Annotated in this window: 17 protein-coding genes; 9 read left to right on the top strand and 8 right to left on the bottom strand. The window is 43.7% G+C overall.

Annotated features, from left to right (window positions below; all coding sequences use genetic code 11):
* Positions 1–3: 3 nt before the first annotated feature.
* Complete coding sequence (locus L4C38_RS10375; protein ID WP_428797470.1) at positions 4–900, bottom strand: helix-turn-helix domain-containing protein; 897 nt, start codon at positions 898–900, stop codon at positions 4–6.
* A gap of 209 nt (positions 901–1109) precedes the next feature.
* Here L4C38_RS10375 and L4C38_RS10370 point away from each other — a divergent pair, with 209 nt between their 5' ends.
* The gene (locus L4C38_RS10370; RefSeq protein WP_428797469.1) at positions 1110–2303 is read left to right on the top strand and encodes a sugar efflux transporter; all 1194 of its coding nucleotides are present in this window, start codon (positions 1110–1112) and stop codon (positions 2301–2303) included.
* Positions 2304–2459: 156 nt separating this feature from the next.
* Here L4C38_RS10370 and L4C38_RS10365 read toward each other — a convergent pair whose 3' ends face one another.
* The 4 genes from L4C38_RS10365 to radD all read right to left on the bottom strand — a co-directional run bounded on the left by L4C38_RS10365 (position 2460) and on the right by radD (position 6723).
* Positions 2460–3800: an ATP-binding protein gene (locus L4C38_RS10365; RefSeq protein WP_428797468.1), complete on the bottom strand. Its 1341-nt coding sequence runs from the start codon at positions 3798–3800 to the stop codon at positions 2460–2462.
* The gene (locus L4C38_RS10360; RefSeq protein ID WP_428797467.1) at positions 3790–4449 is read right to left on the bottom strand and encodes a response regulator transcription factor; all 660 of its coding nucleotides are present in this window, start codon (positions 4447–4449) and stop codon (positions 3790–3792) included. Before L4C38_RS10360 ends, L4C38_RS10365 begins: the two co-directional genes overlap by 11 nt.
* Positions 4450–4453: 4 nt before the next feature.
* Positions 4454–4855, bottom strand: coding sequence for a PepSY domain-containing protein (locus tag L4C38_RS10355; protein WP_428797466.1), 402 nt, complete (start codon positions 4853–4855; stop codon positions 4454–4456).
* 125 nt (positions 4856–4980) lie between these two features.
* A complete protein-coding gene (radD, locus tag L4C38_RS10350) occupies positions 4981–6723 on the bottom strand; it encodes a DNA repair helicase RadD (protein ID WP_428797465.1) in 1743 nt (580 codons plus the stop codon).
* A gap of 73 nt (positions 6724–6796) precedes the next feature.
* On the opposite strand from radD, the gene rsuA reads away from it, so the two are divergent.
* From rsuA to L4C38_RS10335, 3 genes are all read left to right on the top strand, one after another.
* Positions 6797–7528: a 16S rRNA pseudouridine(516) synthase RsuA gene (rsuA, locus tag L4C38_RS10345; protein WP_428797464.1), complete on the top strand. Its 732-nt coding sequence runs from the start codon at positions 6797–6799 to the stop codon at positions 7526–7528.
* Between the two features lie 204 nt (positions 7529–7732).
* Positions 7733–8938 (top strand): Bcr/CflA family multidrug efflux MFS transporter, encoded by a 1206-nt coding sequence (locus L4C38_RS10340; protein ID WP_428797463.1) that lies wholly within the window; start codon positions 7733–7735, stop codon positions 8936–8938.
* Positions 8938–9603: a DUF2913 family protein gene (locus L4C38_RS10335; RefSeq protein ID WP_428797462.1), complete on the top strand. Its 666-nt coding sequence runs from the start codon at positions 8938–8940 to the stop codon at positions 9601–9603. The genes L4C38_RS10340 and L4C38_RS10335 overlap by 1 nt, the downstream gene beginning before the upstream one ends.
* 47 nt (positions 9604–9650) lie before the next feature.
* Here the strand turns inward: L4C38_RS10335 and L4C38_RS10330 are convergent, their stop codons facing one another.
* Positions 9651–11084 carry a DUF2867 domain-containing protein gene (locus L4C38_RS10330; protein ID WP_428797546.1) on the bottom strand — a complete coding sequence of 478 codons (1434 nt, stop codon included), beginning with the start codon at positions 11082–11084 and terminating at the stop codon, positions 9651–9653.
* A gap of 99 nt (positions 11085–11183) precedes the next feature.
* Between L4C38_RS10330 and L4C38_RS10325 the strand changes: the two genes are divergently transcribed.
* From L4C38_RS10325 to nhaA, 5 genes are all read left to right on the top strand, one after another.
* Positions 11184–12557, top strand: coding sequence for an MATE family efflux transporter (locus L4C38_RS10325; protein ID WP_428797461.1), 1374 nt, complete (start codon positions 11184–11186; stop codon positions 12555–12557).
* Positions 12558–12678: 121 nt separating this feature from the next.
* Positions 12679–13350 carry an ABC transporter ATP-binding protein gene (locus tag L4C38_RS10320; RefSeq protein ID WP_428797460.1) on the top strand — a complete coding sequence of 224 codons (672 nt, stop codon included), beginning with the start codon at positions 12679–12681 and terminating at the stop codon, positions 13348–13350.
* Positions 13331–15784, top strand: a complete 2454-nt coding sequence (locus tag L4C38_RS10315; protein ID WP_428797459.1) for an ABC transporter permease — start codon at positions 13331–13333, stop codon at positions 15782–15784. Before L4C38_RS10320 ends, L4C38_RS10315 begins: the two co-directional genes overlap by 20 nt.
* Positions 15785–16909, top strand: a complete 1125-nt coding sequence (locus L4C38_RS10310) for a lipocalin-like domain-containing protein (protein ID WP_428797458.1) — start codon at positions 15785–15787, stop codon at positions 16907–16909.
* A 303-nt stretch (positions 16910–17212) separates the two neighbouring features.
* Positions 17213–18367: a Na+/H+ antiporter NhaA gene (gene nhaA, locus L4C38_RS10305; RefSeq protein ID WP_428797457.1), complete on the top strand. Its 1155-nt coding sequence runs from the start codon at positions 17213–17215 to the stop codon at positions 18365–18367.
* A 175-nt stretch (positions 18368–18542) separates the two neighbouring features.
* On the opposite strand, the gene L4C38_RS10300 is transcribed toward nhaA, so the two are convergent.
* The gene (locus tag L4C38_RS10300) at positions 18543–19163 is read right to left on the bottom strand and encodes an OmpA family protein (RefSeq protein WP_428797545.1); all 621 of its coding nucleotides are present in this window, start codon (positions 19161–19163) and stop codon (positions 18543–18545) included.
* 2 nt (positions 19164–19165) lie between these two features.
* A complete protein-coding gene (locus L4C38_RS10295; protein ID WP_428797544.1) occupies positions 19166–20467 on the bottom strand; it encodes a TolC family outer membrane protein in 1302 nt (433 codons plus the stop codon).
* Positions 20468–20696 lie beyond the last annotated feature (229 nt).

Here is a 20696-nt window from a genome sequence, read left to right as displayed (position 1 = left end):
TTTTTAGCCATTTGTCGAATTATATTGAGCGCGAAAAGCGGATGGCGTCATCTCTTTAACGCCTTTGAACTGGCGGTTAAAATTCGAGAGGTTGTTAAACCCTGATTGCTCGGAAATGATGGCAACAGAATACTCTGAGTTGACAAGCATTTCACAGGCTTTGCCGATCCTAAAACGCTTCAAGTGTTCGGAAAAGCTTTCGAGGAAATGCCTTTCAAACAATCGATAAGCGGAGCTTTCACTAAGGTGCAAAGCGCCGCAGAGGTCATCAATTTTTATTTGGTTCGCGTAGTTTTTTTCAATGAATTGGCGTGCAAGCTCGACGCGACGAGTGGATTCATCGTCAACATCCATTTCATGCATCCCATAGGCATTGAGTGACAAAGTGGTAGATTCATCATCCGCTAATGCGCATAAGGCTTGCAATACGCGCATCAACTGATGGTGTTGTTCATAGTGCTCAATACCACTAAGCAATTGATAGATATGATCTGCCGTATCAACACTGAATTGTAACCCGTAAGCGGCTCGTTTGAGTAAACGTCGAAGGTTTTTAAGCTCGGGCATTGTTTGGATGAGTGACTCTATCCATTGATGACGAAACCAAAAAATCAATGAATGATGCCCATGCTCTTCATCGCCGTCACTTCGCCCAGTGACCAAATGAGGCAGTCCTGGTCCGTAGAGCTGCATACTGTTGTGGTGGATATCACCAATACTGTCACCAGCAAAATAGCGCCCTTGAAATACGTTATTTTTATCGCGATAAAGCACCAACTCGTATTCTGAATGATAGTGCCAAGGGCAGGTGAACTCTTCTATCTTTCCGCGGCAATGGTACTCCTTGATTATCCAATTGAAGTTGTTTTCGCTGAGCACATTTTCAATGGTTGGCTTCATTCCCAAATCCTCATTCTCATTCTTCATGTTAAGGGTATTGAATATATCCTATTCAGTCAAAAAACATCCTTCATTTGACTGAAAAGTATCATCAAATGGAGGATAGTCATTAATATCTTTTTGAAAAACATGATTAAACTGAGGTCGCTGTCTCCAAGAGCTCCTGAGTACTTGGGTATGAATGAATAAAGGATTTATAGGAGAGGTTTATGTTCAAGAAAAAAGAAGCGCTGATATTCTTGATAATGACATTTATTACTGGGATTAGTGGCTCGTTTTTCTATCCGCTTTCAAGTCTATTCATCATAGAAGCGTTAGGTGCGAGTCCAATGATGCTGAGCGCCTATATGATCCTTTCGATTGTATCTTCCGTCTCGGTATCTCAGCTGATAGCAGCAAAATCGGATAAGGGGTGGAACCGGAAAAACATTTTACTGTTCTCGACGAGTTGTTATCTGATTACGATGATCGCGTTCAGTTTTATTCGAGACTACTACTTAGCAGTCGGATTTTCGATGGTTTTTGGTGCCTTGAGTGGGGCTGGGATGGGGCAATTATTTGCGCTAGGTCGAGAGTACGCGGACGAACATATCGAAGACAGTACCACATTCTTGTCGGTCATGAGGGCGGGTATTGCGATTGCATGGGTTGTTGGTCCGCCAGTCGCATTTACCTTAAAAGGGGCGTTCGGCTTTAGTGCGTCATTTATGGCCGCTGGTGGCGCAACGTTGATCGCCTTGTTGTTGGGGTTTCTCTATCTGCCAAATAGTGTGATAAAAGCGCAACAACAACTAGAGGTAACGCCAGAAGTAAAGCCAGTGGGGGCTACGGTCGTTCTATTTTGCGTAGCACTGCTTTTTATGTTTAGTGCAAACAATTTATATGTGATTACTATGCCTCTCTATTTGTCACAAGAGCTAAAAGTCGACGCAAGTTGGGTTGGCTACATGTTTGGCATGGCGGCGCTGTGTGAAATTCCATTTATGATTAAGGCAGGTCGTTTGGCTGCAAGGTTTAGCACCATGAAATTACTGGCTTTATCTTTGGTCAGCGGCTGCCTGTTCTTTGTTGCAATGCTTAATTTGACTGAGTTTTGGCAACTGTTGCTTATCCAGATCTTAAACGGCGTTTTTATCGGTATTACGGCGACATTAGGTATGGTCGCGATGCAAGACATGATGCGAGATCGATTGGGTACGGCATCAACACTGTTTTCAAACCTGCTGCAAATCAGTATGTTGGTTGCGAGTTTGTCGGTTGGTTTGGTTGGTGAACTGTATAGTTATTACGCGGCGTTTTATGTCTGTTTAGCACTGGCGGCTTGTTCATTGTTGCTATTGATGTATTTTGTGGTGGCAGAAAACAGAGTCAATCAAGCTGAACTAGCACAACTGACTGGTTAGAGACAACGGCCATTTATTGTTCTCAACAGGAGGAACAATAAATGGTCTGCTTGATAGATTGCTCGCACGGCGCACTGAATGCGGCGTTGGTAATTGGTCGTGGTGGTGAAAAAGTGAGTCGCTAGCTCCATGCACAATAGGTTGATTATTGGCAAGCTAGTGACTGATTTTCATTGAAAGTGTTGCTTTTAAGCCGCCCATAGAGCTGTGGCTTAGATGAAAGGTCCCGCGGTAGCTATGCGCCATTTCGCTGACAATATTCAAACCCAACCCGGTACCTGGAGTGGTTTCGTCTAACCGCACTCCGCGTTTAACAACATTATTGAGCTGCTCATTAGGAATGCCAGCACCGTCATCTTCAACAACGATGTTCACGGTATTGCTATCTTTTATTTCCGCGTATACGCGAATAATGCTGTTGGCCCATTTGTAGCCGTTTTCTAACAGGTTGCCGACCATTTCATCCAGATCGGTCTGTTCCACTGACACTTCGAGTTCTGACTCAATTTCATTGATCAGAGTAACGCCTCGTTCCGCGTAGACTTTGTCAAACGCCATTGCTATAGCATCAATGCGTTCCGCTGGTGATGCCTTAACTGATAAGATATTCCTTGAGCCCGCCATACGAGCACGACCGAGATGGTAGTCAATTTGGCTCTGTATTTGATTAACTGGATCAAGCAGTTGCTTCTTGTTGCTTTCAGGTAAGTGTTGAATTTCGTTTTTTAATACAGATAGCGGGGTTTTGAGCGCATGAGACAAATTGCCAGCATGGTGGCGAGCGCGCTCTAATAGTTCTTGGTAGTGAAACAGTAGCGCGTTAAGATCAGAAACGACCGGAGCGATATCTCGTGGATAATCGTCACCGAGGCTGGTTCGGTCTCCTTGGCGCAATTGATTCAGTTCCTTGTGCATTTTGGTCAAGGGGCTTAGAGACCAAGCAATCTGCACGAATATTACGGCTAAAACACCTAAATAGAGTAGAGCGAGAATAACCCACAATTCTCCCATCAGTTTACTCACTGTATCCTCAATAGGTTGTTCGTCGATACCGATCAAAATTGAAATCGGTTTATTGTATTCAGGAAAGTAGACCGAGGTTTCGATAAAAATCAAAGGTTCATTTTTAGCGCCAAATGCATCCGATTTTTTCTTATCAAATTCAATGGTTCTATCCCACAATGATCGAGAGCGTATTTGATTGTCTTGAGTCGATGCAGACCAATAAAGCCCGCTGTATGGCTGTGAGAATCGAGGATCGGAAAGTTGGGTTGAAAGCGTCAATACCCCCTCTTTATTGACTTCTAGATTGCCAGTAATTTCATCCATATAAATGGAAAGCTGTGATTTAGTGTCGGTGACCATGTAATTGTATACTTGCGATGGCACCATAACACCAGCTGCGATGATCATTGCAGTTAGCCAAATGACAGCCGCCAATACTAGGCGGTTTTTTAAGCTGAGTTGTTTGATCAGTGACAGCTTTTTACTCGGCATTCAATTGATATCCTAAACCACGTACGGTTTTTATTACGTTAGGGGCGATTTTTTTACGAATTCGTCCAATAAATACTTCGATAGTGTTGGAATCACGGTCAAAGTCTTGCTTGTAGATATGTTCCACAAGCTCAGTACGCGAGATAACCTTGTCGGAATTGTGCATAAAGTAGGCAACAACTTTATACTCCAATGCTGTTAGGCTTACCCCTTCACCTTGCCACATCACTTTTGACGTTCGGGTATCAAGGCTTAAGTTGCCCACTTGCATGATTGGTGAGGCATTCCCGGATGCTCGGCGTAATTGAGCTCGAATACGCGCAGTGAGCTCAACCATTTCAAATGGTTTGGTTAAGTAGTCATCCGCGCCTGCGTTTAAACCCTCAACACGCTGTGTTAACGTATCTCGAGCACTTAAAATAACCACGGGTGTATTGATATTCTCATCTCGAATACCTTTAAGTACGGTAAGACCATCTAACTTAGGTAAGCCGAGATCAAGAACTATTACATCCCACTCTTCAGATGTTGCGCGATAGAGTGCATCAATACCATCTTGTGATAGTTCAGGTACCCATCCTGTGTGTTCTAATGATTCAATTATTTGTTCACCGAGACGAGGCTCATCTTCCACTATTAGTATTTTCATTATTTTAGTCTTCTGTGTTTTTTAACGCTTTTTTTAAGTTTCTACCGCGAATTTCTATCATATCTAAGGTCTGAGCGTTGTACTCAACTTTGATGATATTGTTGTTATAGTTAATTTTTAGCTCATAAACCCAAATGTCGTCATCTTCTTCTAGCTCAACTTTTATAATTCGCCCGCGCAGATCTCGCTCAACAGCGGCGTACATTTCTGAAAACGGACGAATGTAACCTTTTTGTACCGCTTCGTAGACTTCGTCTTGATCTTCTTCAAATTCAATTTTGGTTCCGGGCTTTTCCACATCACGCACTAAGTCATGACCGTTATCATGCTTGTCGGCGTAACTCGGAAAAGCGAGGACCGTACATCCAACCAGTGTTACAAGGCTGATGAATAGTTTTTTAAACATAGAGTTACCTTTGCTCAAACATCCTATGGCGTCGTTCGCTATCGCATTTTTAATAGCATCAACTAACCCTATCATTGAGTATAAATATTTAAACATGAACGCAAAGTGAATTGGTCTAATTTTGATTAGCCAGACGTTAGCTCGTCTTCAAAAATTCGATCTCGCATTTTCCAAAAACGGCCAACTTTTCTCGCGATTACAAATTGAGGTGGGCGAAATCTATGTTGATGTGAGACCACTTTAGTAGGTGAGGTCTCTATAAATGGTCGGTGCTTGTCTGCCAAGTGTGGTCGTACGAATTGCTCCAGAAAACGTTGTTTTTGTTTGGGGGTTGTTAGCGACCAATATTCATGCACTGCAGCTTGGTTGTCACCATGATAGGTTACCTTCAACTGATTCTTACCTTTATCATCTTTAAATGTCGATAGGTCCATTTCTAAACACTCAAAGACTAGAGCATCTTTTAGGTTTAACGCCTCTTTAAGCTTTTTGTCAGGGTCGACTAAGGTCGCATCACACTCATGGCAAATACGCGCGGCGATGTCATTGTCTGCGCCGCACTCACCACAGTATTTGGCGCGGAATCGATAGCCACAGTGCTCGCGCTCAGCGGTTTCTTCGTCTTCAAAGTAGCCTTGGCAACGCCGACCAAAATGTTCAATTAAAAAGCCGTTGGTGTCTAGCTTACCCCAGAAGTTGTTATTGAAACCACAAGCAGGGCAGGGAATCGTGATGATTTCGCTGTCTGAATCGGGTTTTGGGTTACCCACTTCAGGTTGGTAAAGATCGTAACTGTTACCGGCGTAATCCAGCACCAAGCATTCTGTTTTACCGGGAGATAAGCGTAGACCGCGTCCAACGATTTGTTGATACAAGCTGATTGATTCAGTTGGGCGTAAAATAGCAATTAAATCGACATGGGGTGCGTCAAAGCCAGTAGTCAGAACGGAGACGTTAACTAAGTACTTAGTTTTTTGGTCTTTAAACTGTTGGATAATCGCATCACGTTCAGGTGTAGGGGTATCTCCAATGACTATTTCGGCTTGCTCTGCGGGTAACAACCCATGGATTTCTTGGGCATGACGCACTGTCGCTGCAAATATCATTACGCCATATTTGTTCTGTGCCATTTGGATGATTTGTTCAACAATTTGAGGGGTTGCGCGCTTGGCTTTGTCGATCACCATATCGAGTTCGGCTTCTTTATAGCGCCCTGTGCTGGCAGGTCTAAGTTGTGAAAAGTCATAACTTAATACTGGGGCATCCATCAATTTTGCTGGGGTTAAAAAGCCTTCATCGAGTAAATATCGAATAGGTAATTCAAAGATACAATCACGAAAGTATCGCGGCTCTTCACTTCGTACCTGCCCTCGCGTGTGGTATTGATATATCCATCCCACTCCTAAACGATAAGGGGTCGCGGTTAACCCCAGTACCTTCATTCCCGAATTAAGTTCACGTAGATGAGCAATGACTTTTTGGTAACTTGAATTTTCATCCTCAGGTACACGGTGGCATTCGTCGATAACCAGAAGAGAGAATTGGTCTTTAAACTCGTTAAGATTGCGTACTACTGATTGAACGGAAGCGAATACGACTTGTTGATTGGTTTCTTTACGACCAAGTCCCGCCGCAAAAATAGCGCCAGTTAAGCCATAACCTTCGTACTTTGAATGGTTTTGCTCAACCAATTCTTTTACATGAGCGAGTACCAAAACTCGCCCTCTCGCAAGGCGAGCAAGTTCAGCAATGACGAGGCTTTTGCCTGCGCCAGTAGGTAGCACAATAACGGCTGGCGTTGAATATTTTCGGAAGTAATGAATAACCGCTTTTACTGAATCGGTTTGGTAAGGGCGCAGGGTGTACATAAATTCTGTGAAATAGCTCAACTATTTAGTTTAGGCACACTATAATAGCGCAGCTAACAAAGATGAGGTATCTATGGCTCAAAATAAAGTGCAGCAAGACAAAGCACGCTTGGACAAATTTTTATGTGATGCGCTAGGCGTAACGCGCAGAGAAGCAACCATACTGATTAAGCGTCGCGAAGTAACGGTTAATGAAGAGGTATGTAAAGTTGCTTCAGTTAAAGTCACCAGTGAGTGCCGGGTGGAATGGCAAGGTCGTGAACTGAAAATGCGCGGTCCTCGTTACATCATGCTATTTAAGCCCGATGGTTTTGTTTGTTCTCATGAAGATGGTTTTAACCAAACAGCCTTCGCATTGATCGATGAGGTAAAAAAGGAAGATCTGCATTTTGCTGGTCGCCTTGATGTCGACACGACTGGTTTGGTGTTGATGACCGATGACGGAAAATGGTCACATCGTATTACTGCTCCAAAGCACAAATGTGAAAAGACTTATCGTGTTTTGCTCGCTGACGCTATTGGCGCTGATTACATTGAGAGATTTGCTCAAGGTATTGAGTTACGTAACGAGGCAGAAGCAACAGCGCCTGCAATTCTTGAGATTGTCGATGCATCCAATAACGAAGTTCTGTTGACCATTACCGAAGGTAAATACCATCAAGTGAAGCGTATGTTCGCAGCACTTGGAAATAAGGTTGATGAGTTGCATCGTGAACGTATTGGTAACATTGTACTTGATGAGACTCTTGAACCTGGCGAATACAGAAATCTAACGCAAGAAGAAATCGATTCGGTGTGGAAATAACGGGCAGTGATGCTTAGCTAGCTACGACTTCCTGACAAGAAAGAATACCGAGTTTAGGAAATTATTTATTTCCTATTGGGAAGTAGTGTTTTGCGCTGTTTTCAACGACGATAGACCCGATACTCTAAGGATAGGTTTTGTCTCAAACTCTGTTTGGTTGCAGCATGGATTGCTGCAGCGCAACCGCAACCGACTAGGAGACGTATGTCTAACACTGCTTCATCACAATCAGCTGCCCCACAAATCAGTTTTATTCTCTTTCTTGTATTGGGTGCGATTGGTGCGCTAACTCCTTTAGCGATTGATATGTATTTACCTGCGATGCCAACGATTGCTCGCGACTTAGGTGTTGGCGCGGGTGACGTTCAATTTACTTTAATGGCATATACTGCGGGGTTTGCTTTAGGTCAACTGGTTCACGGACCATTGGCTGACAGTTTTGGTCGCCGACCAGTCTTGATCCTGGGTGTGTTATTTTTTGGTTTAGCCTCAGTAGTCAGCGCGACTACTAATGGTATCGACGCTTTAACATGGGTTCGAACCGCGCAAGGTTTTGCTGGGGCGGCTGCGGCGGTAATCATTCAAGCGGTTGTACGCGATATGTTCGACCGTGAAGATTTTGCTCGCGCTATGTCCTTTGTCACCTTGGTCATTACAATTGCCCCTTTAGTAGCGCCAATGATTGGTGGTTATCTGGCCATTTGGTTTGGTTGGCGTTCTATTTTCTGGGTTTTAGCCATTTTTGCTGCCATTGTTATTTTATTGGTATTGTGGAAAATCCCAGAAACGCTCAGCGTAGAGAAAAGGCAGCCACTGCGATTGGCTACGACATTGCGTAATTACATGCGGTTATGCCGTAACCCAGTGGGAATGGGATTAGTGCTTTCTGGTGCATTTTCATTTGCAGGTATGTTTGCTTTCTTAACCGCAGGCTCGTTTGTATACATTGATATTTATGGCGTAAGACCGGATCATTTTGGTTACCTATTTGGCTTAAATATCATTGCAATGATTGTGATGACGAGTATCAATGGTCGTTTAGTGAGAAAAGTGGGTTCACATGCGATGCTACGTTTTGGTTTGTGGGTACAGTTAGCCGCTGGCTTGGGTCTCTTCACTGCTTGGTCGTTAGATTTTGGGCTGTGGGGTATTGTTATTTTTGTGGTGATGTACATAGGTACGTTATCAACCATCGGTAGCAACTCGATGGCTTTATTGTTAAGTGGTTACCCAACCATGGCGGGGACCGCATCTTCATTAGCGGGTACATTGCGTTTTGGTATTGGCTCCATAGTTGGTGGCGTTGTAGCAGCATTGCCAAATGGTGTTGCTTGGCCGATGATTTTAGTTATGACGGCATGCTCGGTTTTGTCTGCCGCATTTTATTGGTTATACGGAAGAAAGGCTTAATGGCTGAATATACAGTTGAAATTCAAAAGTTGGTAAATGCAGCATTGGAAGAAATCCACGCTGAACATCAGGCAAAAAAATTGGTCAATGCGTCAGTTTCAAACAACAACTTCCTGATTCGATGGGTAACTAAGGCCTTGAAGTCCCAGCGATTTGATCGCAGTGTGGTGGCTGACTTGACGCGTTGGCAGAAAGAGGGGCGTACTAAAGGGAATGCCTCTAATCTTATGTTTACCTTTGAGCGTATTTCAGCATTTTATGCAGAATTTTTTCCAATCGATGAAGAGTCAAAAGCGATTAAAGACAGCCAAATTAATGAGTTCCTTGATTTTATGGAACAAAATGATTGGGAAGTGTCGACCTCTGAGCCATTAATTGGTGTGGGTAAAGTACAAATCTATATTGAAGGTCAAAACTCATTTGCACTGTGTACTGAACAGTGTGATAGCTGTTTCGATGGTGAGTTAATGGTGAAACCAATGCGTTGGTTTGTTCGCGGGAATCATGCGCAATTTATCGAAATGGCAGCTAACGCTGGGTTTATGCTACATAAGGTGACGGATTATAAATCTAACGTAAAATATCATGGCGAATACATCCTGTTTCCGAATAACTTAGGTACACAATTAGCTGAAATCCCGAAGGATTTTATAGTTAACAAATAATGTGACAATTCACATACACTCGATTTGAGTTTATTTAAAGAGCTTTCCTAGGGAAGCTCTTTTGCTTTGTGGACAATGGCTTTAACCATGCCCTTAAATATAAATAAGTGCGCAGGCATCATTGCAAACCAATACAGTAGTCCTTTGAAACCTTGTGGGTGCCACCAAGCGGTAATGTTGAGTGTTCGCTTGTCACCATGATCTGTAACCGTAAATTCCAATCGCCCAAGTCCGGGACCTTTCATGCCAAATAATAACGAGAGAAACTGGTCTTTTTCACACCGAATTACTTTCCATGAATCAATACAGTCACCAATTTTTAGCTCAGGTCCTTGGGGCGAGCGACGAATTGGCTTGTTGCCGCCAAAGAAGATATCTAGCCACTCTCGAGTACGCCAAAGAGCATTGGCAAAGAAGTAGGGATCTTTTGGGTTACCAATGGTCTTAATCATCGTCCACAATTGTTTGGTATCCAATGTTGTTTCAATAGTAGCTCCAGTTTGTTTAGGGTAATAGCCATAGCCAGGCTGCCAGCGCTTAAGTGCGGCCGGGTCAAAGCCCCAAACATTGCTGAGAACAAATTTACCTTCTTGCTTAATACTCGCATTTACCATTTGTTTGAAACCAATAAGAGGCTGTGGAAATCGTTCTTCTATCAGTTTGGAATCCGCAATAAAGTCATGCTCTAAACCGGCAAGTAGAGCAGAGCCGATGTTCGAAGGAACCGACGTGACCATACCAAGCCAATATGACGCCATTTTAGGTGTGAGTAATGAGGTGGCATAGAGGCGGTAAGGGCGTTCGCTCGCATGACAAATATGTTTAAATTGTTCTCGATATGAAAGTATATCTGGACCACCAGCTTCGTATAGCTGATGCTCTCCCGTTGGGTGGCTAGCGAGCTGTAATAAGTAATAGTTGAGGTTTTCTAACGCAATTGGGTTGGCTTTGGATTCAACCCATTTGGGTGTAATTAGTGCAGGTAAGTTGTAAACAAAATCGCGCATTATTTCGAATGCCGCTGACCCAGGACCGATAATAACTCCGGCTCTAAGTTCTGTTATTGGCGTGTTACTTTGACGCAGTATATCACCAGTTATTTTTCGCGCTTGTAAGTGTTCTGAGTTTCCAGTTTGCGGTTGCAGTGCGCTTAAATAGATAACTTGTTCAACCTTGCTTTGCTGTAAAGCGGCTTTAAAGTTTTCAGCCAGTGACACTTCATAATCAACAAAATCGTGCCCCTGTGCCATGCCGTGTACTAGGAAGTATACGATATCAAACTGTGGAACTAACGCTAAGGTCGCTTCGCGATCGGCGAGATCAAGGTAAACGAGGGTAAGATGAGAGTGAGGTAAGGTACGAGCCTCTAGATAATCGATTTGGCGCGCGGCTGCGGTGACGTTGTAACCTTTATTGCACAGTTGCATTAGCAACTGCGAGCCAATATAACCAGAAGCACCAAGTACGAGTACATTCTTCATCATTCACCTGATCTAATCTATGTGATTGTTTTTAATTGAGTATATAATGCACAGCTCAGTTGGCAATATGACCATGTAAAATAGTCGAGGTTGTTTTCAATGTTTCTTTCTCAGGTGCTTACCCATACCCGAGGCGACTTTGTTCGTCGCCTGCTCGCGATTGCGGTGCCAATTACATTACAAAGCATTATGTTTTCAAGCCGAAGTCTTGTTGATGTGCTAATGCTAGGGCAACTGGGAGAGGCTGAAATTGCCGCGATTGGGGTCGCAGCGAGAGCCACATTTGTTACCACGATCATGCTGGTGGGTGTGACAACTGGTGGTGCGATGTTGACAGCACAGTACTGGGGGGCAGGAGATAAGCAAGGCGTACGGGAAAGTACCGCTTTGACTTGGTTTATGGCCACGATTTTCGCTTCCTTTAGCGTGCTTCTATTCATCTTCTTCCCACATGAAATTATGGGATTAACCACTGACTCACAACTCGTTAATCAGTTAGGTAGTGATTATTTGGTGTTGACCTCTGTGACTATGCTAGTGGTCGCTTGTGTGGCGAGTATGGCGGTGGGTCTGCGCGCCGTTCATCAGCCTGGCTTGAGTACATTTTTTAGCGGTATTGGCATTTGTTCCAACATCTTTCTCAATTGGGTGCTTATTTTCGGAAAGTTCGGTGTGCCAGCGATGGGGATCAAAGGTGCAGCAATTGCAACGGTGATCAGTGGCGCGATAGAAGTGGCCACTTTATTTGGGTATCTGTATTTCAAAAAGCATTTATTGGCTTTTTCGTTCACGGATATTCGAGCTATGCTAAAAATTGATAAAGTGACGCGTTTTTTGAGGCTTTCTATGCCAACAACGCTGAATTTTCTCGCATGGGCAGGAGGCTTATTTGCGTATCATGCAATCATGGGGCAATCCGGTGTGCAGGGGCTTGCTGCATTAGCGGTGATGACTCCCGTTGAATCTATCTCGTTGGCCATGTTGATTGGTATGGCCAATGCTTCTGCTGTACTTATTGGTAATCAAATTGGTGCTAAGAAATATGATGAAGCTTTTTATCAAGCGATTGGCATCCTATTTTTGAGTGTTTTTGTTGCGTTGGGCGTAGCGACGCTTCTTTTCATTTTCCGCGAATTAGTGCTTGATTCCTTTACTGCCCTAGGACCAGAAACAAGGGCACTTACCGACAAATTTATCGTAATTCTAAGTTTGGGTATCATTTTGCGCTGTGTTCCAATGATGGCGATAGTTGGCGTATTGCGTGCGGGTGGGGATGTAAAGTTTTGCCTATACCAAGATCTAATTGCTCAGTGGTTAATTGGCATCCCGCTGGCTGCCGTTGCAGCAATATATTGGGGCTGGCCACCAGAAGCTATTTATGTGTTGTTTTTGACCGAAGAGCTGATCAAATGGAGTGGTTCTATTTATCGAGTTAAAAGTAAGAAATGGTTGAAGAATTTGATTGAAAATTAGCAAGATAGATTTGTATATATGCATTCAAGTGCTACTCATGTGATCTGCTGTCCAAAGTGCTTCCTACTAGACGCTAATTAGTGTAGATTCACACTCCTAATTTTTCGATTGCGAGTGTTGGATGTTACGGCTAACAGACCTATGTAAAGGCTATGTTGATGGTGGTGAATTTCACCCAGTTTTACAAGGTGCTGAGTTGGTACTAGAGCAAGGCAAACAGATCGCATTAATGGGAGAGAGTGGCTCGGGTAAGAGCACATTACTTAACTTGATTGCTGGATTGGATACAGTCGATTCCGGTGAAATTGAGTTTCCTCATTTTATGATGCACCAGGAAACTGAAAGTAATCGCACAGCGTACCGACGTAATAATATTGGTCTCATCTTCCAGCAATTTAACTTACTACCCACGCTTAATATTGCGGACAATATCCGTTTTTGCCGCCAACTTAAAGGCTTACCAGACGATCAAGGTTTATGGCGCCAAATCCTTTCTGCTCTCGATCTTATGCCTTTGCTTGGTCGTTATCCTGAAGAAGTCTCTGGTGGGCAGCAGCAGCGAGCGGCTATCGCTCGCACTCTCTACATGGAACCGAAGCTGCTTTTAGCTGATGAACCAACTGGGAGCTTAGATGAACGAAATGCTGAAGCCGTCATGCGTTTGTTAACCTCTCTCACTCGCCAACTTGAATGTACTTTATTGTTGGTAACACATAGCGAAAAAGTGGCTCAACATATGGAAGGTCGCGTGCGCCTGCAAGGAGGGCAATTGCATGTTATGGCCCGTAGTTAAAGCGTTACTTGGCCATTACAGACGTTATCCTTTTCAAATCCTTCTTGTCTGGCTTGGCTTAACACTTGGTGTATCACTCCTTGTTGGCGTGACGGCCATTAACGAACATGCTAAAGAAAGCTACCAGCATGGTGAAAAGCTATTTTCCAATCCACTGCCTTATCGTATTCGTCCTAAACATGCTATTAATAATATTCCGCAGGGATATTACATTCAATTACGACGAGAAGGTTTCACTGAGTGCGCACCTTTCACTAGTGTTAACATTAATACCGCTAAGAACTTAGACCTAACACTCATTGGAATTGATCCAGTGGCAATGTTACAGCTAGAGCGTAATGTTTCTCTGCAACAATTGAGTGCGCTTGGTTTGATGAGGGCACCTTACCCAATTTTAGTTAGTCATGATCTTGCAAGATACATGCGTTGGCAAGACGGAGATTCGATTCGCCTAGCCGATGGCAGTGAATTGGGTCCTCTTCTTATTGAAAAAGAGCAAAAACTTAACGGTACGCGAATCATCGCCGATATGGCCCTAGTGCGCATGTTAGAGCGCAGTGCGGGAATATCTTCGATTGCTTGTGCTGAAATGACGCAAGCTAAATTAGAAAAACTCAAAATTTCGTTGCCTCATGGCTTGTCATTAGCTCGCAGCTCTCAGGCTGAGCTTGAATCGCTGACCCAAGCATTCCACATGAATTTGAGTGCCATGGGGATGTTGGCGTTTTTGGTCGGCTTGTTTATTTTCTACCAAGCGATGTCATTATCGCTAACCCAAAGGCAACCTTTGGTAGGCATTTTGCGCCAAACAGGTGTGTCAGGTTGGCAGTTAACGCAAGCATTGCTGATGGAGTTAGTGGTTTTAGTTTTGGTAAGTTGGTTATGCGGCAACGTGTTTGGCATGTTATTAGCTAATCAGCTTATTCCAAGCGTGTCGGCGAGTCTAGAGGATCTCTATAACGCGAATGTTGGATTCGCCATTCAGTGGAGCTTTAAGTCGAGCGCTTACAGCTTAGCAATGGCTCTAATCGGTGCGTTCGCGTCATGTGCATGGCCACTGGTTCGTTTGCTTCGCTCTCAGCCTATTCGTTTGACTATGCGTTTGTCACTGTTGCGTTTTACGGGAACAGAATTTTTAATTCAAGCCTTATTAGCTTGTGGTTTAGCCGTAGCGGCTGTTGCCATTTATCAAGCTCCCCAATCACAAGAGTCAGGCTTCATTATTATCGCACTGATGTTATTGAGCGTAGCGCTGTTTACGCCGTTTCTGCTTTGGCGTCTATTTACTAGTTTCAGTTATTCGATGCGTTGGGTGAAAGTGCGTTGGTTTTTCTCTGACGCGGCAGCAAGTATGAGTTATCGTGGCGTTGCGACAATGGCATTTATGCTGGCAATGGCGGCGAACATCGGCATTGAAACTATGGTAGGTAGCTTTCGAGATACAACTGACAAGTGGTTAAGCCAGCGTTTGGCCGCAGACTTGTATATTCATCCCAATAGCAGCTCGGCTGCGCGTTTAAGCTCTTGGCTTTCTAAGCAACCGGAAGTGAAATCCGTCTGGTGGCGCTGGGAGAAGGAAACACCGACCCCAAGTGGTTCATTGCAAGTCGTGAGTACGGGTGCTTCGGAAGGAGAGCTGCAATCACTTACGGTGAAGCTTGGTGTACCGAATTACTGGTACCATTTACATCATTCGAAAGGGGTCATGGTAAGTGAGTCTATGGCACTCAAACTTGGTATTCGACCCGGAGATTATATCGACTTACATGGTAAGGCGGGGCAAGGTTGGCAGGTTGTAGGGGTTTATTACGATTATGGTAATCCATATAATCAGGTGCTGATGTCCCATCGAAATTGGCTCTATACTTATGCAGGAAGTGGTAGTGTTGCTCTAGGTACGGTATTGAAAGATGGGGTTAGTTCTGAAGGGTTGAAACGGCGGATGGAATCTGTGTTTAGGCTCGGCTCTGAGCGTATTTTTGACAACGGAAGCATACACAAACAAGCCATGTCGGTGTTTGATCGGACGTTTTCGATAGCGGATACGCTAGGGAACATTACATTGGTTATTGCCGTGTTTGGTATTTTCTTCTCAACTGTAGCAGGAGAAGTGGCACGCCAACGGCATATTTCGCTATTGCGCTGCTTGGGAATGTCAGGTAAAGAATTGATCATAATGGGAAGTTTGCAGTTGTTTGTATTTGGCGCAATAGCCATTATTATTGCCATGCCATTGGGCTTAGCATTGGCGAATTTAGTAGTAGACATTGTGATCAAGCAGTCTTTTGGTTGGACATTAGAGCTTCAGTTCATTCCTAAAGCGTATATCAATACTATTTTGCTGGCGATGCTTTCACTTGTTGTGGCGGGCGCAATGCCAGTTCTTCGTCTGGTAAGAAATACCCCGATGAAGTCGCTTAGGGATGCGTTATAAATGAAACGATCGATCATAACTAAGCTATGTATTGTGGTTTCTATCGTTGTCGTACTGATTGTGGCTGCGGTATGTCTGACTTTTGGCGAAGGGGAAGCGAAATCGAGTAGCAACACCCACCAAGAGGTTAATGTTCTACTCAACAGTAATCCGGAACAATTTGACACGGTCACTTCGGGAAGCACTGTCGCGATTCCACGAGACTTTGCACCAAATCAAGACTATCAACATGGCTGGTGGCATTTCTTTGCGAGCGTAAAGGATGAACAAGGGCAACGCTATGGCATTCAATGGAGTTACTTCCGGATCGCCAGTGATGATCAAGATCGAGGTGGATGGCAAAATTCGCAATTGTATATTTCTCATATTGTTGTTTCTAACGATCATAAAGTGTGGAAAGAGCAGCGTCTGGCACGGGGTGGTATCGGTCAGGCTGGTGTTGAAGATATACCTTTCAAAGTGTGGATAGACAATTGGACTTGGAGTTCGCTTGGACGTACACCGTTCCCTGGAGAATTATCCATTGCGACGGACAATGTAAAACTTCAGTTAGACAGTATTGCTTCTGGTCCATTTGTTTTGCCAGGTCAACGAGGCTATGTGGCGAAAGATGATAAAACCGCCTTGGCTTCTCACAATCTGACGGCTCCATTTATTGATGTGTCTGGAGAACTATCGCTAGATGGTGAAAAAAGTTTTCGTATTGATGGTGAAGCATGGATGAGCAAAGAGTGGGGCAGTAGTGGCTTGTTACCCAATGTGCAGAAAGGCTGGGACTGGTTTGTGTTTCATTTAGATCATGAAACCACATTGTCGGTGCATCGCTATCGCTACCAAGATGCTCAATACCATACGGTTGCAACACTGTCGACGAATTCTGGCAAGGTCATTTCTTTAAAACAAAATGAGATTACGGTTGTACCACTGCAATCAACGCTACTGAATGGTAACAAGCTTGTGCCATTGAGTTGGGTCATTAACATTCCGAAGTACCAAATAAGCCTTACTACACAAGTATTAAATGCAAACATGTGGTTGCCATTTATACTTCCATATTGGGAAGGTCCTATTTCTACTACTGGCAGTCATACGAGTTTCGGCTTTATGCAGTTAGCTGGTTATTGATCTAAAGCTCAAAATCTAAAAATATGAGAATTTCACGATGTTTGTCATTTGTGAAATTTTTCTATGTTTCCTATTCTTTGTGCAGCAATCCCAAATAAAAACCTATTTGAAAGCAGGGAGTTGTAGCACGCTAAGATAAATCAATAAGATAGAATGCTAAGGAATATGCGTTCAATTTGGTCGTTTTGTTCGGAATTTCCGAGGTTTAACCTCCAAACAAGCGATTTTTCTAAACCGAAGGATAGCTATACACTCTCGCTATTCTTTGTTAATCGTTAACATAATAAATATAAGGACGATCACATGAGTGATATCTTTCGCGACTTCTTCAAGCTGGAATCAGCGGGAGGCGTGTTGTTGGTCATTGCTGCTGCTGTAGCAATGACTATTGCCAATTCACCATTAAACGAAACTTACCAAGCATTTTTGCATACTTATGTATTTGGTATGTCTATATCTCATTGGATCAATGATGGGTTAATGGCAATATTCTTCTTACTGATCGGTTTAGAAGTTAAACGTGAACTGCTTGAAGGTGCTCTAAAATCTAGAGAAACGGCTATATTCCCTGCAATTGCAGCGGTTGGCGGAATGTTAGCACCAGCGTTGGTTTACTTGGCATTTAACTTTAATGATCCTGCTGCGATTCAAGGTTGGGCTATTCCGGCTGCAACGGACATCGCATTCGCATTGGGTATCATGGCACTGCTAGGTAGCAGAGTGCCAATTAGCTTGAAAGTATTCCTACTGGCTCTAGCAATCATTGATGACCTTGGTGTTGTTGTGATCATCGCACTGTTCTACTCAGGCGATCTTTCAACGACGGCATTGGCGATTGGTTTTGCTATGACGGCAGCACTCTTTGTCCTAAACTCTCGGAAAGTGACTAAGTTACTGCCTTACATCATAGTGGGTGCAATACTTTGGATTGCGGTTCTTAAATCTGGCGTTCATGCGACGTTAGCTGGTGTTGTGATTGGCTTTGCCATCCCATTACAAGGTAAGAAAGGCGAAAAATCTCCGTTGAAACATATGGAGCACGCTCTACACCCTTACGTGGCATTTGGTATTCTGCCGTTGTTCGCGTTCGCTAATGCGGGTATTTCATTGCAAGGTGTATCAATGGATGGATTGACCTCAATGCTGCCATTGGGTATTGCGATGGGTTTACTGATCGGTAAACCGCTAGGTATCTTTAGCTTTAGCTGGATAGCAGTAAAAATGGGTGTTGCGAAATTGCCTGAAGGTATTTCGATGATGCATATCTTCGCAGTCTCTGTACTTTGTGGTATCGGTTTTACGATGTCGATCTTTATCTCTTCACTGGCCTTTGGTCCGGACAATGCGGCATTTGATACTTATGCGCGTTTGGGTATATTGATGGGTTCGACTACTGCTGCAATATTGGGTTACTTCTTATTGCATATCTCATTGCCGAAGTCTAAAGCGAAAGCATAAGATATACCCGTCATACTTGAAGTCGCAGCGGTGTTGGCTGTGTTCGTGCGCCCCAATCACATAGTTCACCTATGCTCAGGGACTTTCTTACTTGCCGCCTACCTGCATCTTCAAGTTTCTTGGGTATAGAAAAACGCCTCGGTATTTACCGAGGCGTTTTTGCATTGTTTAGAGATTATTTTTCAATCACACTGAAAATGGTCCACTCCTTAGCAACTTCTTCGTCGAAACCGACGACCGTCGCAGTTACCTTACGATTTTGTGCATGAGATAGTTCATCATTGCCATCTGATTCAAGATTGCTTTCGCCATAGCCTACGATGGTGACTCTGAAAGGCGCAAGCCCATTACTAATCAACTCTTGCTCTACAGCAATAGCCCGTTTTTTCGATAGGGTAAGGTTATATTCGGGAGCCCCCACTTTACTAGCGTAGCCTTGTACTTCAATCGATGTTTCTGGGAAGCGCTTGAGAAAATCAGACATAGTACGAATTTGATTTTCGAACAGAGGCTCTATTTTGGATGAGTCGTTGGCAAATAAAATGCGTAACTGCAATTCGTCTTCAGTCTCAATGACAAAACCACATCCATCATTGTCTATCTGCGAACCTAGTACAGTACCTGCGCAGAGATCCCGAGCGTTAACAACGCCATCGCGATCATCGTCGACTAGATCGGCAATCTGGGATGACTCAGGTGTTGCCATATAATCATATTCATCATCTTCACTGTTAGCCAATGAATAATTCGCTACAAATATACCGATCAGCAGTGGGAGTAAGGTTTGTGTTTTCATCATTAGTACTCCACTTGTTCAGTCCATTCTGAAGGGATTTCTATCAATAACGCATCCAACAAGTTTCCTGTTGCATTCATGACTCGGTACTTGGCGTATTGTTCTGAATAGTGAGCATCAAGATAGTCTTTACGTGCTTGGAACAATTCATTCTCAGTGTTGAGTAGATCCAACAAGGTACGTTTACCTATACGGTACTGTTTTTTGTAAGCAATCACAGTTTCAGATGCTGAGTCTACATGATCAGAGAGAAAGTTCTTTTGTTGCAGTGTTAGGTCTAACGCACTCCAAGACAGACGAAGGCTCTCTTCAACCTGACGATAAGTATTGTCACGCAGGTCTTTGGATTTGTTAAGTTGGTAGGCTGCCCGCTCTGACAAATCGCTATCGCTACCGCCATTGTAGAGATTGTATCGTAATCTCAACATCGCGAGTGTTTCTTCACTGCGTCCTTCGTCGCCTCCAGCATCATCGCGCCAAGACTGACTTGCCTCAATGGAGATAGTTGGATAGTAGTTGCCTTTGGATTGTTTATATTGGTATTTGGCTGCATCAACATCCACTTTTGCGACCATGATAACCGGGTGATTCACATACGCTTCGTCAATGGCTTCAGATAACGATAAAGGCAGTTTTGATTCATCTGCTCGTGGGTATATCAACCCTAGTGGTTGTTGACCGACTAAACGGTGAAATTGGGTATGGGTATCAATTAAGTTATTTTGGGCGGCTAATAAGTTGCCATGAGCTTTAGCAATACGAGCTTCGACTTGGGTAACATCAGCGGTAGAACCGATGCCTGAATCCGCTCTTTTTTTGATGTCGCGATAAATTTCTTTGTGTACCGCTAAATTACTTTCAGACAGCGCGAGTATTTCGGTAGATTTAACTGCATCGAGGTAAACCTGAGTTACTTTTAGCGCCATATCAGAAGCGTCAGAAAGAAGTTGTAAGCGGATAGATTCGGCATCGGCGCCTGTTCGGCTAATATCGTTTATGGTTGAATTACCATCCCACAATAGTTGAGTAAGGCTGAGCGTCGCTTCTTTACGGGTAAGATCGGTATCATCTCGTCCTGTGGAGTTTGCAGGGTCTATTCCTTCATAACCGATACCAGCGTCTAAATCGATGCTAGGTAAGTACGCACCGCCGGCTGCATCATGCTGCTTCATCGAGCTTTGGTATTCGTTATAGGCTTGCTTTATTTCGGGGTTATTTTTTAGGGTAATAGCGACAGCTTGCTCTAAAGTTTGAGCATGTAACTGACTGCTTGTGATAGGTAACAAGGCGATAAGTAATGCCATTTTTATTTTCACGATACTCTCCCTATCCGAAGAACTTTAAATCTATATAGCGTTGTCAGATCGGTCATTTAGAATTTGTTTATGATGTAGAGATTAGTTTAGCTTGGTACAAAAGTAGAAATTTGCTAGAAAAAATCTCGTGATAATTAAGCTACTTGGCTATTTTCGATAGTACTTTTTTGTTATCAACTGGTCGTGAGCCCCCCTAAACGCTAGCTTTAAAGGAAGC

It is taken from the genome of Vibrio kasasachensis (assembly GCF_050337565.1).
Classification (GTDB): Bacteria; Pseudomonadota; Gammaproteobacteria; order Enterobacterales; family Vibrionaceae; genus Vibrio; species Vibrio kasasachensis.
This window is presented reverse-complemented; position numbering and strand designations above follow the sequence as displayed.

Bases quoted from the DNA above. Each gene is read 5' to 3' on its own strand.
- L4C38_RS10375 (WP_428797470.1), bottom strand. From the start codon at position 900: ATGAAGCCAACCATTGAAAATGTGCTCAGCGAAAACAACTTCAATTGG.
- L4C38_RS10370 (WP_428797469.1), top strand. From the start codon at position 1,110: ATGTTCAAGAAAAAAGAAGCGCTGATATTCTTGATAATGACATTTATT.
- L4C38_RS10365 (WP_428797468.1), bottom strand. From the start codon at position 3,800: ATGCCGAGTAAAAAGCTGTCACTGATCAAACAACTCAGCTTAAAAAAC.
- L4C38_RS10360 (WP_428797467.1), bottom strand. From the start codon at position 4,449: ATGAAAATACTAATAGTGGAAGATGAGCCTCGTCTCGGTGAACAAATA.
- L4C38_RS10355 (WP_428797466.1), bottom strand. From the start codon at position 4,855: ATGTTTAAAAAACTATTCATCAGCCTTGTAACACTGGTTGGATGTACG.
- radD (WP_428797465.1), bottom strand. From the start codon at position 6,723: ATGTACACCCTGCGCCCTTACCAAACCGATTCAGTAAAAGCGGTTATT.
- rsuA (WP_428797464.1), top strand. From the start codon at position 6,797: ATGGCTCAAAATAAAGTGCAGCAAGACAAAGCACGCTTGGACAAATTT.
- L4C38_RS10340 (WP_428797463.1), top strand. From the start codon at position 7,733: ATGTCTAACACTGCTTCATCACAATCAGCTGCCCCACAAATCAGTTTT.
- L4C38_RS10335 (WP_428797462.1), top strand. From the start codon at position 8,938: ATGGCTGAATATACAGTTGAAATTCAAAAGTTGGTAAATGCAGCATTG.
- L4C38_RS10330 (WP_428797546.1), bottom strand. From the start codon at position 11,084: ATGAAGAATGTACTCGTACTTGGTGCTTCTGGTTATATTGGCTCGCAG.
- L4C38_RS10325 (WP_428797461.1), top strand. From the start codon at position 11,184: ATGTTTCTTTCTCAGGTGCTTACCCATACCCGAGGCGACTTTGTTCGT.
- L4C38_RS10320 (WP_428797460.1), top strand. From the start codon at position 12,679: ATGTTACGGCTAACAGACCTATGTAAAGGCTATGTTGATGGTGGTGAA.
- L4C38_RS10315 (WP_428797459.1), top strand. From the start codon at position 13,331: ATGTTATGGCCCGTAGTTAAAGCGTTACTTGGCCATTACAGACGTTAT.
- L4C38_RS10310 (WP_428797458.1), top strand. From the start codon at position 15,785: ATGAAACGATCGATCATAACTAAGCTATGTATTGTGGTTTCTATCGTT.
- nhaA (WP_428797457.1), top strand. From the start codon at position 17,213: ATGAGTGATATCTTTCGCGACTTCTTCAAGCTGGAATCAGCGGGAGGC.
- L4C38_RS10300 (WP_428797545.1), bottom strand. From the start codon at position 19,163: ATGAAAACACAAACCTTACTCCCACTGCTGATCGGTATATTTGTAGCG.
- L4C38_RS10295 (WP_428797544.1), bottom strand. From the start codon at position 20,467: ATGGCATTACTTATCGCCTTGTTACCTATCACAAGCAGTCAGTTACAT.